This is a genomic window from Streptomyces sp. NPDC104381 (assembly GCF_055583745.1).
In genome coordinates this window covers 969687-984812 of record NZ_JBVJNK010000002.1, presented here as the reverse complement: position 1 = coordinate 984812, position 15126 = coordinate 969687, and the positions used below count along the sequence as shown (strand labels likewise).

The following is a 15126-nucleotide window of genomic DNA, read 5'->3' as shown; positions in this document are numbered from 1 at the left end:
CCGGGATTCCTACAGCGGCCCTGCGATCACCGCGACCGGGCTGGTCAGCGGAGTGCCCGAGCCGTCACGGCGCGGATCCGGATCCGGCAGCTGAGCCGGTGCGCCGTTCTTCTGCGCCGCCCGCGCCGGGGTCGCGCCCGCCCAGGCGAACACCAGGACGTCCTCCCCCTTGAGGAAGCGCTGGCAGCGCACCCCGCCGGTGGCCCTGCCCTTGCGTGGGTACTGGTCGAACGGAGTCAGCTTCCAGGTCCGCTCGGAGTCGTCCAGCGTGCCGTGCGACCCGGCGACCGTGAACACCGCGGCGTCCGCCGAGGGATCCACCGCGCTGAACGACAGGACCGTGGCGTCCGCCGCCAGCTTGACGCCCGCCATGCCGCCCGCTGCGCGTCCCTGCGGACGCACCGACGCCGCCGGATAGCGCAGCAGCTGCGCGTCGGAGGTGATGAAGACCAGGTCCTCCTCGCCCGTACGCAGCTGGGTGGCGCCGACGATCCGGTCGCCGTCCTTCAGCGAGATGACCTCCAACTCGTCCTTGTTGGGCGGGTAGTCGGGCACCACGCGCTTCACCACCCCCTGCAGGGTGCCGATGGCCAGCCCCTGCGCCTCCTCGTCCAGGGTGGTGAGGCAGATCAGCTGCTCGTCCGCCTCCAGCGTGAGGAACTCCGAGACCTGTGCGCCACCCGAGAGGTTCGGAGCCGCATGGGTGTCCGGCAGCTGCGGCAGGTCGATCACCGAGAGCCGGAGCAGCCGTCCGCCGGACGTCACCGCCCCCACGTCCCCGCGTGCCGTCGCGGGCACGGCCGAGACGATCGCGTCGTGCTTCGTGCGCTTGGCGTCCTCGGTCTGGGTGATCGGCTCCGCGTTGGCCGTACGGGCCAGGAGACCGGTCGAGGAGAGGAGCACCTGGCACGGGTCGTCGGCGACCTCCAGCGGCACCGAGGCGACCTGCGAACCCGACGACTCCAGCAGCACCGTGCGGCGCTCGGTGCCGAACTTCTTCGCCACAGCGGCCAGTTCGGACGAGACCAGCTTGCGCAGCTCGGCGTCCGACTCCAGGATCGCGGTCAGCTCGGCGATCTCCGCGGTGAGCTTGTCGCGCTCGGTCTCCAGCTCGATCCTGTCGAAGCGCGTGAGCCTGCGCAGCGGGGTGTCCAGGATGTACTGGGTCTGGGTCTCGCTGAGCGAGAAGCGCTCCATCAGGCGCTCCTTCGCCTGTGCGGAGTTGTCGCTGTCCCGGATGAGGCGGATGACCTCGTCGATGTCGAGCAGCGCCACGAGGAGCCCCTCGACCAGGTGCAGCCGGTCGCGGCGCTTGGTCCTGCGGAACTCGCTGCGCCGGCGCACCACGTCGAAGCGGTGGTCGAGGTAGACCTCCAGGAGCTCCTTGAGCCCCAGGGTGAGCGGCTGTCCGTCGACCAGCGCCACGTTGTTGATGCCGAAGGACTCCTCCATCGGCGTCAGCCTGTAGAGCTGCTCCAGCACGGCCTCCGGCACGAAGCCGTTCTTGACCTCGATCACCAGACGCAGACCGTGCGCCCGGTCGGTGAGGTCCTTGACGTCCGCGATGCCCTGGAGCTTCTTCGAACCGACGAGGTCCTTGATCTTGGCGATCACCTTCTCCGGGCCGACGGAGAAAGGCAGTTCGGTGACGACGAGACCCTTGCGGCGGGCCGTGACGTTCTCTATGGCGACCGTGGCGCGGATCTTGAACGTGCCGCGCCCGGCGGCGTAGGCGTCCTTGATGCCGCCGAGGCCGACGATCCTGCCGCCGGTGGGCAGGTCGGGGCCCGGGACGAAACGCATCAGCGTCTCGAGGTCGGCGCCCGGGTGCCGGATGAGGTGCCGGGCTGCGGCGATGACCTCGCCGAGATTGTGCGGGGGCATGTTGGTCGCCATGCCGACCGCGATCCCGGAGGCCCCGTTGACCAGGAGGTTCGGGTACGCCGCCGGGAGGACGACCGGCTCCTGCTCCTGGCCGTCGTAGTTGGACTGGAAGTCGACGGTGTCCTCGTCGATCGACTCCGTCATCAGCGATGTGGCGTCGGCCATACGGCACTCGGTGTACCGCATGGCGGCCGGCGGGTCGTCGTTGCCCAGCGAGCCGAAGTTGCCGTGCCCGTCGACGAGGGGCAGGCGCATCGAGAACGGCTGTGCCATGCGCACCAGTGCGTCATAGATGGACGCGTCGCCGTGCGGGTGCAGTTTGCCCATCACCTCACCGACGACGCGCGCGCACTTCACGTAGCCGCGGTCGGGGCGCAGGCCCATCTCGTTCATCTGGGACACGATGCGGCGGTGCACGGGCTTCATGCCGTCGCGGGCGTCGGGCAGAGCCCTGGAGTAGATCACCGAGTACGCGTACTCGAGGAAGGAGCCCTGCATTTCGTCGACGACGTCGATGTCGAGGATCTTCTCCTCGAAGTCGTCCGGCGGCGGGGTTTTCGTGCTGCGGCGGGCCATCGCGGCTGCGACTCCTTCACAGATTCTGTCGGGCAACCTCAGGTTCTGACGCCGACCATTGTGGACCGCCGCGCTGACAACGCCGACCTCGACCCGTCCGAAGCGGCCCTCGGAGGCTCCCCGGGGCCCCCGCGCACGGCGGTGTCTACGACAACATTCACCCGACGGGAACTTCGCCAGGTGCCCGTTCGCTTGCCTAGAGTGGCAGGTCCGGCAGGAAATCCTGTACCGATCGAAGGGACGTACATGCCCATGGGTCACACGGCCACAGCCCAGGCCGGTTCCGGCGGCTTGACGGCGACCGAGCACCGTCTGGCGAACGGCCTGCGGGTGGTGCTCTCCGAGGACCACCTGACCCCCGTCGCCGCGGTCTGCCTCTGGTACGACGTCGGCTCCCGCCACGAGGTCAAGGGGCGCACCGGCCTGGCTCACCTTTTCGAGCACCTGATGTTCCAGGGCTCGGGCCAGGTCAAGGGGAACGGGCACTTCGAGCTCGTACAGGGGGCCGGTGGTTCCCTGAACGGCACGACCAGCTTCGAACGCACCAACTACTTCGAGACGATGCCGACGCACCAGCTGGAGCTGGCCCTGTGGCTCGAGGCCGACCGGATGGGCTCCCTGCTCGCCGCGCTCGACGAGGAGTCCATGGAGAACCAGCGGGACGTCGTGAAGAACGAGCGCCGCCAGCGCTACGACAACGTCCCGTACGGCACGGCCTTCGAGAAGCTGACCGCCCTCGCCTACCCGGAGGGCCACCCGTACCACCACACGCCGATCGGCTCGATGGCCGACCTGGACGCGGCGACGCTGGAGGACGCCCAGGCGTTCTTCCGTACGTACTACGCGCCGAACAACGCCGTGCTCTCCGTGGTCGGGGACATCGACCCGGAGCAGACGCTCGCCTGGATCGAGAAGTACTTCGGCTCCATCCCGTCCCACGACGGCAAGCAGCCCCCGCGTGACGGCACGCTGCCGGGCATCATCGGCGAGCAGCTGCGCGAAGTGGTCCACGAGGAGGTCCCCGCGCGTGCGCTGATGGCCGCCTACCGGCTGCCGCACGACGGCACGCGCGAGTGCGACGCCGCGGACCTGGCGCTGACCGTGCTCGGCGGCGGCGAGTCGTCCCGACTGCACAACCGGCTGGTGCGCCGCGACCGTACGGCGGTGGACGCGGGATTCGGGCTGCTCAGGCTGGCGGGCGCACCGTCGCTGGGCTGGCTGGACGTCAAGACGTCCGGCGGTGTCGAGGTGCCGCAGATCGAGGCGGCCGTCGACGAGGAGCTGGCCCGCTTCGCCGAGGAGGGTCCCACCCCGGAGGAGATGGAGCGCGCCCAGGCGCAGTTGGAGCGCGAGTGGCTGGACCGTCTCGGCACGGTCGCGGGCCGCGCGGACGAACTGTGCAAGTACGCCGTCCTGTTCGGTGACCCGCAGCTCGCCCTGACCGCGGTGGGCCGTGTGCTCGACGTGACGGCCGACGAGGTCAAGGCCGCCGCCCGGGCACACCTGCGCCCCGACAACCGTGCGGTCCTGGTCTACGAGCCGGTCGAGCCGGCCGACGAGACCGAGGACACCGACGCGCCCGAGGGGGCCGACAAGTGACCGACGCCGCCGTGACTGGAGTAGCGATGGAGTACCACCCGCAGCCGACCGCCGGCGAGGCCAGGCCCTGGGCCTTCCCCGCGCCCGAGCGCGGCGCCCTGCCCAACGGGCTGACCGTGCTGCGCTGCCACCGGCCCGGCCAGCAGGTCGTCGCCGTGGAGATCTTCCTCGACGCCCCGCTGGACGCCGAGCCCGAGGGCCTGGACGGCGTCGCCACGATCATGGCCCGCGCGCTGTCCGAGGGCACGGACAAGCGCTCCGCGGAGGAGTTCGCCGCGGAGCTGGAGCGCTGCGGCGCCACGCTGGGCGCCCACGCGGACCACCCCGGTGTCCGCGTCTCCCTGGAGGTGCCGGCCTCCCGGCTGTCCAAGGCCCTCGGCCTGGTCGCCGAGGCGCTGCGGGCCCCGGCCTTCGCCGAGAGCGAGATCGAGCGCCTGGTGGGCAACCGCCTCGACGAGATCCCCCACGAGCAGGCCAACCCCGGCATGCGGGCCGCCAAGCAGCTCTCCAAGGAGCTGTTCCCCGCCACCGCACGGATGTCGCGCCCGCGCCGGGGCACCGAGGAGACCGTCCGGCGGATCGACGCCGCCGCCGTGCGCGCCTTCTACGACGCCCATGTCCGCCCGTCCACGGCGACGGCGGTCGTCGTCGGGGACCTCACCGGGGTGGACCTGGACGCGCTGCTCTCCGAGACCGTCGGCGACTGGTCGGGCAACGCCGGCCAAGCCCGGCCCGTGCCCCCGATCACCGCGGACGACACCGGCCGTGTGGTCATCGTGAACCGCCCCGGCGCCGTGCAGACGCAGCTGCTGATCGGCCGGATCGGCGCGGACCGGCACGACAGCGTGTGGCCGGCCCAGGTCCTCGGCACCTACTGCCTCGGCGGCACCCTCACCTCCCGGCTGGACCGCGTGCTGCGGGAGGAGAAGGGCTACACCTACGGTGTCCGTGCCTTCGGACAGGTGCTGCGCTCGACGGCGCCCGGCTCCTCGTCCGGGGCGACCGGCGCGGCGATGCTCGCCATCAGCGGCTCCGTCGACACGGAGTCCACCGGCCCCGCGCTCGACGACCTCTGGAAGGTCCTGCGCACCCTGGCGGCCGAAGGGCTCACCGACGCCGAGCGTGAGACCGCCGTGCAGAACCTCGTGGGCGTCGCCCCGCTGAAGTACGAGACGGCGGCCTCCGTCGCGGGCACCCTGGCCGACCAGGTGGAGCAGCACCTGCCGGACGACTACCAGGCCGAGCTGTACGCGCGCCTGGCCGCGACCGGCACGGTCGAGGCGACCGCCGCCGTGGTCAACGCCTTCCCGGTGGACCGGCTGGTCACCGTGCTGGTCGGGGACGCCGCGCAGATCAAGGAGCCCGTCGAGGCACTCGGCATCGGCGAGGTGTCGGTCGTCAACGGCTGACGGAGCAGGACACGACGGACCTCGGCGGGCGCACTCCGCCGGGGTTCTGTCATTTGCCCGTTTCGGGAGGAAGATTGGCATTCGTCCTGTGGGATGGGTGACAAAAGACCCTTTCCGTTTGGCGGGACGAAGGGGCCCGCTCTAGCGTCGGCTCGGCTGTCCGCCGGACGAATGCCGCATCCGCGGCGCCGGACAGTCATCGCCGAGTCCCCGTCAGGCGCGAGCCTGGGGAGCCGGGGACCCACGAAGTCCCTGGGGTGAATCGGATCCCTGCACCTCGACGAGGGCCCAGTGATCCGTAGGAGACCTTCCTGCTCCGAACCCGTCAGCTAACCCGGTAGGCGAGAAGGAAGGAAAGGACCAGCCCCTCCATGGCGTTCATCCGTGCCACCGGGAAGCACCGTGCCCCGAGCCGCCTGACACGCAGGAGCGCCAAGGTCGCCGGTGTCGCCGCCCTGGCCACCACCGGCGTACTCGGTGCCACCGTCTCCCCGGCCGTCGCCGCGGACTCCGAGGCCGTCACCGCCACCGGTCTGACCCAGACCGTCGCCCTCGACACCACCCTCGCCGCCCAGATCGAGGCCCAGGCGAAGGCCCAGAAGCACCAGGCCGACGTCGCCGCGAAGGCCGCGGCCGAAGCGAAGGCCAGGGCGAAGGCCAAGGCCGAGGCCAAGCGCAAGGCGGAGGCCCGCGCCAAGGAGGCCCGCGAGGAGAAGGCGCGCGCCGCCCGCGCCGCCGAGCGCGCCCGGCTGAACGCCTTCCACCTCCCGGTCGCCGGCTCGCACGTGACCACCGGCTACAAGTCCGGCGGCGCGCTCTGGTCCTCCGGCAGCCACTCCGGCGTGGACTTCCAGGCCGCGTCCGGCACCTCCGTCGTCGCGGTCGGCGCCGGCACGGTCGTCGAGGCCGGCTGGGGCGGCGCGTACGGCAACAACATCGTGCTCCGGATGAAGGACGGCACGTACACCCAGTACGGCCACCTCTCCTCGATCGGCGTCTCCGTCGGCCAGAGCGTCGGCTCGGGCGAGCAGATAGGCATCTCCGGCTCGACCGGCAACTCCACCGGTCCGCACCTGCACTTCGAGGCCCGGACCACCCCCGAGTACGGCTCGGACATGGACCCGGTCGCCTACCTCCGCGCCCACGGGGTCCAGGTCTGACCCGACCCCGCGGCACAGGCTCCGACGAAGGCCCCGGCATCCGCCCGGGGCCTTCGCCGTGTCCCGGCGCGAGGCCCCCGTCGAAGCCCTCGCGGAAGTGATCCCTGGCCAAAAGATATCCATGGATTCCACCCCGCCATCGGAAATTCCGGCCGGTTGCAATAGAGTCACAGAACAGGCGTCGATCGGCCGCGTTTCGCGGGGATTAAGGCGGAGGTTCGGACATGCGCATTCCCGCGCATTCGGTATGCACGGCAATCCGTGACGACATCGTCTCCGGTGTCTTCGAGCGCGGCAGCCGCCTCACCGAAGAGGTGCTCGCGCGTCGCTACGGGGTCTCACGCGTCCCCGTGCGGGAGGCGCTGCGCACCCTGGAGTCCGAGGGGTTCGTCGTCACGCGGCGGCACGCCGGTGCCTGTGTCGCCGAGCCCACGGAGCAGGAGGCCGCGGACCTTCTGGAGATCCGCATGCTCCTGGAGCCCCTGGGAGCGGCCCGGGCGGCCCAGCGGCGCACCGAGGCGCACCTCAAGGTGCTCCGCGGCCTGGTCAGGCTGGGCCAGGAACGCGTGCGCCGGGGCGAGGGGGAGGATCTGCGCTCCCTGGGCGGCTGGTTCCACGAGACGCTGGCACAGGCCTCGGGAAGCCCCGCTCTGATCGCGCTCCTCACCCAGCTCCGGCACAAGATCGCCTGGATGTACGCCGTCGAGCAGCCGGCCCGCCCCGCGGACTCCTGGGCCGAGCACGGCGCTCTCGTCGACGCCGTGGCGCGCCGCGACCCGGAGCGGGCCAGGGCGCTCGCCGTCCAGCACGCCGAACGGGCCACCGCGGCCCACCGGCTGCGACGCCCCCCGGCTCCGGGCCGCACGGTGGGCCCGGCCAGGGTGAGGACTTCGCAACACCCCGTAAACATCGCGGGAGCCCGTCATTAACAATGACGCCGTATACAAAGAGGGCCGTGATCGAGCGGCATTCTTTCTGCTGCCCTGAAACTGCAATTGCGGGCTTCGGTCGTTCCGCCGGAGAACGGAAAAAGCCGCGGCTCCCGGTCGGGGGTGCCGCGGCTTATTCCGCAGAGAAGAATTCCGGTTCGAAGCGGCCGGAATCAGACGGTCTCCGGAAGCTCCTCGAGCCCCTCGGCGACCAGCTTCGCCAGACGGTCCAGGGCGGCCTCGGCGTTGTCCGCCTCGGACGCGAGCACGATCTCCTCGCCACCCTGGGCGCCCAGGCCGAGCACCGCGAGCATGGACGCGGCGTTGACGGGGTTGCCGTCCGCCTTGGCGATCGTCACGGGGACGCCGGAGGCCGTGGCGGCACGGACGAAGATGGAAGCGGGGCGGGCGTGCAGGCCCTCGGCCCAACCGACGTTGACGCGGCGCTCAGCCATGGTTCTGCCCTTCACGTATCAATGGTTGTCTAGACCAGTCTCTCATGCAGTGCGGTACCGCTGTGCCCGGCACCGCCGCCGGCCTCCCGTACCGGCCTCGTACCCGCTCACGCACCGGCCTCCCGTACGGTTCGGCCCGGGTTCGGGCCGAACGAAAAGCCCGAGCCGTAGGCTTTGCCCATGGAGCCCACTCCGGAGCAGAGTCCGCATCACGCGTACCCCGACCACTGGGAGGCGGACGTGGTGCTCCGTGACGGTGGCACCGCGCGGATCAGGCCCATCACCACGGACGACGCCGAGCGGCTGGTCAGCTTCTACGAGCAGGTGTCCGACGAGTCGAAGTACTACCGCTTCTTCGCCCCGTATCCGCGTCTCTCCGCCCGTGACGTCCACCGCTTCACCCATCACGACTACGTCGACCGGGTGGGACTGGCGGTGACGGTCGGCGGCGAGTTCATCGCCACCGTCCGCTACGACCGGATCGACGGGCAGGGCCGGCCCGCCTCCGCCCCCGCGGACGAGGCCGAGGTCGCCTTCCTCGTGCAGGACGCCCATCAGGGCCGCGGTGTGGCGTCGGCCCTCCTCGAACACATCGCGGCGGTGGCCAGGGAGCGGGGGATCCGGCGCTTCGCCGCCGAGGTGCTGCCCGCCAACAACAAGATGATCAAGGTGTTCCGGGATGCCGGCTTCACCCAGCAGCGCAGCTTCGAGGACGGCTCCGTCCACCTCACCCTGGACCTGGAGCCCACGGCCGAGTCCCTGGCGGTGCAGCGCGCCCGGGAACAGCGCGCCGAAGCGCGCTCCGTCCAGCGGCTGCTGGCCCCCGGGTCCGTCGCGGTCATCGGCGTCGGCCGGGCGCCGGGCGGCGTCGGCAGGTCGGTGCTGCGCAACCTCCTCGGCTCGGGCTTCACGGGGCGCGCGTACGCGGTGAACACGTCCTTCGACGCCGGTACGGGCACGGTCGAAGGGGTGCCCGCGCACCGCTCCCTGAGCGAGATCGGTGAGCAGGTCGACCTCGCGGTCGTCGCCGTACCGGCCGGCCGGGTGCCCGAGGTCGTCGCCGACTGCGGTGAGAACGGCGTCCAGGGCCTCGTCGTCCTCTCCGCCGGTTACGCCGAGCGAGGCGCCGAGGGCCGGGAACGGCAGCGGGAGCTGGTCCGGCAGGCACGCTCGTACGGAATGCGGATCATCGGGCCGAACGCCTTCGGCATCATCAACACCGCTCCCGAGGTCCGCCTCAACGCCTCCCTCGCCCCCGAGTCGCCCAAGGCCGGGCGGATCGGGCTCTTCACCCAGTCCGGGGCCATCGGGATCGCCGTCCTGGCGGGCCTCCACCGCAGGAGCGCGGGGCTCTCGGCCTTCATCTCCGCCGGCAACCGGGCCGACGTCTCGGGCAACGACTTCCTGCAGTACTGGTACGAGGACCCGGGGACCGACGTCGCCCTGCTGTACCTCGAATCACTGGGCAATCCGCGCAAGTTCACCCGGCTCGCCCGCCGGACGGCCGCCGTGAAGCCGGTGGTCGTGGTCAAGGGCGCCCGGCACAGCGGGACCAACCCGCCGGGCCACGCCGTACCCGTCAGCCGCATCCCCGACGCGACGGTCTCCGCGCTGATGCGCCAGGCGGGCGTGATCCGCGTCGACACCGTGACGGAGATGGTCGACGCCGGGGTGCTCCTCGCCGGACAGCCCCTGCCGGACGGCCCCCGGGTGGCGATCCTGGGCAACTCCGAGTCGCTCGGTCTCCTCACCTACGACGCCTGTCTGGCGGAGGGGCTGCGACCGCGGCCGCCCCGCGACCTCACCACGGTGGCGAGCCCCCAGGACTTCCGGAACGCCCTGGCGGAGGCGCTCGCCGACCGGACGTGCGACGCCGTGATCGTGACCGCGATCCCCTGGGTGGGGGAGGACGGCGAGGCGGAGTCCGGCGACGGCGAGGTCCTGGCGGCCGCGCTGCGGGAGGCGGCGGCCACCGGCCCCGCCAAGCCGGTGGCGGTGGTGCACGTGGAGATGGGCGGCCTGGCGCAGGCACTCGCCGCCGCGACGAGCACGGCCGCCCCGGCCGGCACCCCGGCTCCGGCCGTGTCCGACCGCAGCGCGGGCGCCCCGGGCGACACCGCCGCCCGGATCACCCCCGGTGCCGAAGCCACGCCGGGCCCCGGCCACCCCGCCGCCGACACCGGGCGGATCCCCGCCTACCCCGCGGCCGAGCGCGCCGTCCGGGCGCTCGCCGAGGCGGTGAAGTACGCCCAGTGGCGGCGCCAGACCGCCGCCCCCGGCAAGGTGCCCGAATTCCTGGACGACACCATCGACGAGCACGGGACCGCCGCGCTGATCGGGAGGCTGCTCGGCCCGGACCCCGACCCGCGCGGCCGGCCGCTCACCCACGACGAGGCCTGCGAGCTGCTGGCCGGCTACGGCATCGCCGTACGCCCGGCGCTCCCGGCCCCCGATCCGGAGGCCGCCGTGGCCGCCGCCGGGCGGCTCGGCTACCCGGTGGCCCTCAAGACCACCGCGCCCCACCTCCGCCACCGCGCCGACCTCGGCGGGGTCCGGCTCGACCTCGCGGGCGAGAACGCCCTGCGCCGCGCGTACGACGAACTGACCGAGCTGCTGGGCACCCCCGCCGAACTCCGCCCCGTCGTCCAGGCCATGGCGCCCAGGGGCGTCGACACCGTCGTCAGGGCGTCCATCGACGCGGCCGCCGGAGCCGTCCTCTCCTTCGGCCTGGCCGGCGCCCCCTCCGAGCTGCTCGGCGACACGGCCCACCGTCTCGTGCCCGCCACCGACCGCGACGCGGCGGAGCTGATCCGCTCCATCAAGGCGGCTCCGGTGCTGTTCGGCTGGCGCGGCTCCGCGCCGGCGGACACCGGGGCGCTCGAAGAGCTCCTGCTGCGGGTGTCCCGGCTGGTCGACGACCACCCCGAGATCGTCTCGGTCGCCCTGGAACCCGTGGTCGTGGCCACGCACGGCCTGACGGTGCTCGGAGCGAGCGTCCGGCTCGCCCCGCCGCCCGCCCGCAGTGATCTCGGACCCCGCAGGCTCCCCAGCTACTGACCGCCCGCGGACCCGCGCACGGCGTCCCCGGCAGTCACCGGCCCCCCGTAGGATGGTTCCCATGGCAAAGACCGGTACGACGACCCAGGGGCTGCGCGCGGCGATCGAGCGCAGCGGCTACTACCCGGCCCTCGTGGCCGAGGCGGTGGAGGCCGCCGTCGGCGGGGAGCCGGTCGCTTCGTACCTGGTGCACCAGGAGACCACCTTCGACTCCAACGAGGTCCGGCGCCATGTCACGGTCCTCGTCCTGACGGACACCCGCTTCATCGTCAGCCACACCGACGAGCAGGCCGCCGACACCAGCTCCCCGACGCCGTACGCCACGACGTCCACCGAGTCGGTCAAGCTCGACCGGATCTCGTCCGTCGTGGTCAGCCGGGTCGTCGCCAACCCCGAGAAGTACGTGCCGGGCACCCTGCCCCGCGAGGTCGTCCTGACGATCGGCTGGGGCGCGGTCTCCCGCATCGACCTGGAGCCCGCGGCCTGCGGCGACCCCAACTGCGAGGCGGACCACGGCTACACCGGCAGCTCCACCGCCGACGATCTGAGCCTCCGCGTCAGCGAGGCCGGGGACGGCCCGGACACCGTGCGCCAGACCCTCGCCTTCGCCCAGTCGCTCTCCGAGGCCACGGCCGTGACCGCGACGACCACCCGCTGATGGTCCAGCCCGCCTGGCAGGACCCCGTTCTCCTCGCCCCCGAGGCCGCGCCCGTGCCCGAGTACGGCACCGGCTCGCTGGCCGATCTGCTGCCGACGCTCGTCGCGGGCCAGGAGGTCCCCGGCTTCGAGGCGGCGATCCCGGAGCTCACCCCCGCCGACCGGAACTGCGTCTTCCTGATCGACGGGCTCGGCTGGGAGCAGATCAAGGCCCACCCCGACGAGGCGCCCTTCCTGCACTCGCTGCTCCCGACCTCGCGCGGCGGCACCGGCCGGCCGATCACCTCGGGCTTCCCCGCGACCACGGCGACCTCGCTCGCCTCCGTCGGCACGGGCCTGCCTCCCGGGGAGCACGGCCTTCCCGGCTACACGGTGCGCAACCCGGGGACGGGCGCGCTCATGAACCAGCTCCGCTGGAAGCCGTGGACCGACCTCAAGGCGTGGCAGCCGTACCCGACGGTGTTCGCGCTCGCCGACGCCGCCGGCGTCCGCACGGCCCAGGTCTCCGCCCCCGGCTTCGAGCAGACCCCCCTGACCAAGGTCGCGCTCAGCGGCGGTTCCTTCCTCGGCCGGCTCACCGGTGAGGACCGGATGGACCTGGCGGCGGAGCGGCTCGCCGCGGGTGACCGCTCCCTCGTCTACACGTACTACAGCGAGGTCGACGGCCAGGGGCACCGCTTCGGCGTCGACTCCGACGCCTGGCGCGGCCAGCTGATGTACGTCGACGGGCTGGCCCGTCGCCTCGCCGAGCAGCTGCCGCCCCGCTCCGCGCTGTACATCACCGCCGACCACGGCATGATCGACATCCCCTTCGACGAACAGTCCCGCATCGACTTCGACGAGGACTGGGAGCTGGGCGCGGGGGTCGCCCTGCTGGGCGGCGAGGGCCGGGCCCGCCATGTGTACGCGGTCCCCGGCGCCCAAGCGGACGTCCTGACCGTCTGGCGCGAGGTGCTCGGCGAGCAGTTCTGGGTGGCGAGCCGTGACGAGGCGATCGCGGCGGGCTGGTTCGGCCCCCGGATCGACGAGCGGGTGTACGGCAGGATCGGGGACGTGGTGGCGGCCGCCCACGACGACGTGGTGATCACCGCTTCGGCCAAGGAGCCGCACGAGTCGGCGATGGTGGGGATGCACGGATCGCTGACCCCCGTCGAACAGCTGGTCCCGCTCCTCGAAGTACGCTCGTAGCCGACGTCTCCCGTTCCCGTCCCGCACCCACCTCCGAAAGGCCGCACTCTCTCATGCCCGAGCTCGTGTTCTTCTCCGGGACGATGGACTGCGGAAAGAGCACCCTGGCTCTCCAGATCGGCCACAACAGGTCGGCGCGCGGTCTGCAGGGTGTGATCTTCACCCGGGACGACCGGGCCGGGGAAGGCAAGCTGTCCTCGCGGCTGGGCCTGGTGACGGAGGCCGTCGAGGCGGACGAGGGGATGGACCTGTACGCGTACCTGGTCGCCCAGCTGACCAAGGGCGGCAGGGTCGACTACGTGATCGTGGACGAAGCGCAGTTCCTGGCCCCGGACCAGATCGATCAACTGGCGCGCGTCGTGGACGACTTGGACATGGACGTCTTCGCCTTCGGGATCACGACGGACTTCCGCACGAGGCTGTTCCCCGGTTCGCAGCGACTGATCGAACTGGCCGACCGGATCGAGCAGCTCCAGGTCGAGGCCCTCTGCTGGTGCGGAGCCCGTGCCACGCACAACGCGCGGACCATAGACGGCGAGATGGTCGTCGAGGGCGCACAGGTCGTGGTCGGTGATGTGAACCGGCCGATGGGCGAGATCGGCTACGAGGTGCTCTGCCGCCGTCACCACCGGCGCCGGACGACCGCAGCCTCCGCGCGCACCGGCGCACTGTCCCCGGACGTCCTGCCCGTGTCATCCGCCTGACGCCCGGCGCCGCCGGTCCGCACGGCCGCCTGGAGGCGCCGGACGGCCGGCCTGACGCCCTACTGTGAACTCCACGTGTACGGACGCCGTTTCCGCGTCCGGCGCGGGTACCTTCGTCCACGTGCCCGAGAACACACCCCACCGCTCGCCCCCGCTGCGCACCGTGCCCGTGGGCGCGGTGCGGTCGCGGTGATCACCCCGGCAGAGCCGACCGCCCCGGCGGACCGCCGCGCGTCCCGGTCCGCACGGCGCAGGCGGGCAGCGGTCGGCGGCGCCCTGATCGCGGCCTTCGGGGGCTTCGCGAGCTTCAATCTGCTGCTCTCCGCGCTGCCCGCCTACGCCGTACGCTCGGGTGCCGGACCGGCGGGCGCCGGGGCGCTCACCGCCACCCTCATGGGGGCCACCCTCGCCGTCCAGCCCTTCACACCACGGCTGTTCGCCCGGCTCGGCCGGCGTCGCTCCCTCGCGCTGAGCGGTGCGCTGCTGGGGCTGCCCTGCACGGCTCTGCCGGCCGCCACCACGCTGACCGCCCTGCACGGTCTCGCGGCGGTGCGCGGGCTGGGCTTCGGTGTCTTCGTGGTCGCGGGCGTCACCTTCACCACGGACCTCTTCCCCTCCGCCCGGCGCGGGCGGGCCATCGGCTGGTACGGCGCCGTGGTCGGTGTCGCCGGCGTCCTCGGCGCCCCCCTGGGAATCGCGCTGGCCCGGCAGGAGGCGTACGGGCTCGTCTTCGCCCTCGCGGCGGGTGCGGCCGGTCTGGTCGTGGCCGGATCGTTCGGCTTCCCCCGGGAAGCGGCGTCCGCGCGCCCGTCCTCGCCCCCGGCCGAACGGCTCCGCGGCGGGACCTGGAGGTCCCTGCGCCCCATGACCGGCCCCCTCCTGCTGGAGCTGGCCTCCACCACGGCGTACGGCGTCTTCTTCACCTTCCTGCCGCTGACCGCACCTGCCGCGCCCGAGGCGCTGTTCGCCGCCCAGGCGTCCTCCGTGCTCGCCCGGCTCGGTGCCGGACGGCTCATCGACCGGTACGGCGGACGGCCGGTGCTGCTACCCGCCGTCCTCCTCACCGCGCTCGGCACGGCGGCGGGCTCGGCATCGCACGGGACCCCGCTGCTGCTGGCCGGCGCCGTGCTGTTCGGGTCGGGCTTCGGCGCCGTACAGAGCGCCACGCTGGTGCTGGTCATGCAGGCGGCCGACGACAGCTCCGCCCGGCTCGGCCTGGCCGGAGTCGCGTGGAACATCGCCTTCGACGCCGGAACCGGCATCGGCTCGCTCGGGGGAGGCCCCCTGCTCACCGCCGGTGGCCCGGCCACCCTCTTCGGGGCGACGGCGGCGGTCCTGGCCGGACTGCTGCTGCTCCCCGTGACGCGACGCCCCTGTCGCCCGGACGGATAGCCGTGTACACACGCGCAAAGCCCCTCCTGCGGCGGGCCGTACGGAATTCCCCGCTGTTCCCCTCATTCGACGGCGTGGCCCCTCGGCATTAACTCCACGCAGCGGTACGTGAGTTG

General features: G+C 72.4%; 11 protein-coding genes and 1 riboswitch. Of the genes, 9 read left to right on the top strand and 2 right to left on the bottom strand.

Annotated features, from left to right (window positions below):
- Window positions 1-9: 9 nt before the first annotated feature.
- Window positions 10-2460 carry a DNA gyrase/topoisomerase IV subunit A gene (locus ACZ607_RS09125; protein WP_469733263.1) on the bottom strand — a complete coding sequence of 817 codons (2451 nt, stop codon included), beginning with the start codon at window positions 2458-2460 and terminating at the stop codon, window positions 10-12.
- Between the two features lie 246 nt (window positions 2461-2706).
- Between ACZ607_RS09125 and ACZ607_RS09120 the strand changes: the two genes are divergently transcribed.
- From ACZ607_RS09120 to ACZ607_RS09105, 4 genes are all read left to right on the top strand, one after another.
- The gene (locus tag ACZ607_RS09120; protein WP_469733260.1) at window positions 2707-4059 is read left to right on the top strand and encodes a M16 family metallopeptidase; all 1353 of its coding nucleotides are present in this window, start codon (window positions 2707-2709) and stop codon (window positions 4057-4059) included.
- 26 nt (window positions 4060-4085) lie between these two features.
- Complete coding sequence (locus ACZ607_RS09115; RefSeq protein WP_469733445.1) at window positions 4086-5468, top strand: M16 family metallopeptidase; 1383 nt, start codon at window positions 4086-4088, stop codon at window positions 5466-5468.
- Window positions 5469-5658: 190 nt separating this feature from the next.
- Window positions 5659-5827, top strand: a riboswitch (cyclic di-AMP (ydaO/yuaA leader).
- Window positions 5828-5839: 12 nt separating this feature from the next.
- Window positions 5840-6628, top strand: a complete 789-nt coding sequence (locus ACZ607_RS09110) for a M23 family metallopeptidase (protein ID WP_469733257.1) — start codon at window positions 5840-5842, stop codon at window positions 6626-6628.
- 224 nt (window positions 6629-6852) lie between these two features.
- Entirely contained in the window at window positions 6853-7557 is a 705-nt protein-coding gene (locus ACZ607_RS09105; RefSeq protein ID WP_469733255.1) for a GntR family transcriptional regulator, read from the top strand.
- Window positions 7558-7730: 173 nt separating this feature from the next.
- Here ACZ607_RS09105 and ACZ607_RS09100 read toward each other — a convergent pair whose 3' ends face one another.
- Window positions 7731-8012 carry an HPr family phosphocarrier protein gene (locus ACZ607_RS09100; RefSeq protein ID WP_018520603.1) on the bottom strand — a complete coding sequence of 94 codons (282 nt, stop codon included), beginning with the start codon at window positions 8010-8012 and terminating at the stop codon, window positions 7731-7733.
- Window positions 8013-8192: 180 nt separating this feature from the next.
- On the opposite strand from ACZ607_RS09100, the gene ACZ607_RS09095 reads away from it, so the two are divergent.
- The 5 genes from ACZ607_RS09095 (at window position 8193) to ACZ607_RS09075 (ending at window position 15010) form a co-directional block, all read left to right on the top strand.
- Window positions 8193-11069, top strand: a complete 2877-nt coding sequence (locus tag ACZ607_RS09095; protein WP_469733253.1) for a bifunctional acetate--CoA ligase family protein/GNAT family N-acetyltransferase — start codon at window positions 8193-8195, stop codon at window positions 11067-11069.
- A gap of 61 nt (window positions 11070-11130) precedes the next feature.
- Window positions 11131-11727 carry a DUF5998 family protein gene (locus tag ACZ607_RS09090; protein ID WP_469733251.1) on the top strand — a complete coding sequence of 199 codons (597 nt, stop codon included), beginning with the start codon at window positions 11131-11133 and terminating at the stop codon, window positions 11725-11727.
- Window positions 11727-12914 (top strand): alkaline phosphatase family protein, encoded by a 1188-nt coding sequence (locus ACZ607_RS09085; RefSeq protein WP_469733249.1) that lies wholly within the window; start codon window positions 11727-11729, stop codon window positions 12912-12914. Before ACZ607_RS09090 ends, ACZ607_RS09085 begins: the two co-directional genes overlap by 1 nt.
- Window positions 12915-12967: 53 nt before the next feature.
- The gene (locus ACZ607_RS09080; RefSeq protein ID WP_099176513.1) at window positions 12968-13618 is read left to right on the top strand and encodes a thymidine kinase; all 651 of its coding nucleotides are present in this window, start codon (window positions 12968-12970) and stop codon (window positions 13616-13618) included.
- Window positions 13619-13807: 189 nt separating this feature from the next.
- The gene (locus tag ACZ607_RS09075) at window positions 13808-15010 is read left to right on the top strand and encodes an MFS transporter (protein WP_469733247.1); all 1203 of its coding nucleotides are present in this window, start codon (window positions 13808-13810) and stop codon (window positions 15008-15010) included.
- Window positions 15011-15126: the final 116 nt, after the last annotated feature.

Bases quoted from the DNA above. Each gene is read 5' to 3' on its own strand.
- ACZ607_RS09080 (WP_099176513.1), top strand. From the start codon at position 12,968: ATGCCCGAGCTCGTGTTCTTCTCCGGGACGATGGACTGCGGAAAGAGC.
- ACZ607_RS09125 (WP_469733263.1), bottom strand. From the start codon at position 2,460: ATGGCCCGCCGCAGCACGAAAACCCCGCCGCCGGACGACTTCGAGGAG.
- ACZ607_RS09100 (WP_018520603.1), bottom strand. From the start codon at position 8,012: ATGGCTGAGCGCCGCGTCAACGTCGGTTGGGCCGAGGGCCTGCACGCC.
- ACZ607_RS09085 (WP_469733249.1), top strand. From the start codon at position 11,727: ATGGTCCAGCCCGCCTGGCAGGACCCCGTTCTCCTCGCCCCCGAGGCC.
- ACZ607_RS09110 (WP_469733257.1), top strand. From the start codon at position 5,840: ATGGCGTTCATCCGTGCCACCGGGAAGCACCGTGCCCCGAGCCGCCTG.
- ACZ607_RS09115 (WP_469733445.1), top strand. From the start codon at position 4,086: ATGGAGTACCACCCGCAGCCGACCGCCGGCGAGGCCAGGCCCTGGGCC.
- ACZ607_RS09090 (WP_469733251.1), top strand. From the start codon at position 11,131: ATGGCAAAGACCGGTACGACGACCCAGGGGCTGCGCGCGGCGATCGAG.
- ACZ607_RS09095 (WP_469733253.1), top strand. From the start codon at position 8,193: ATGGAGCCCACTCCGGAGCAGAGTCCGCATCACGCGTACCCCGACCAC.
- ACZ607_RS09105 (WP_469733255.1), top strand. From the start codon at position 6,853: ATGCGCATTCCCGCGCATTCGGTATGCACGGCAATCCGTGACGACATC.
- ACZ607_RS09120 (WP_469733260.1), top strand. From the start codon at position 2,707: ATGCCCATGGGTCACACGGCCACAGCCCAGGCCGGTTCCGGCGGCTTG.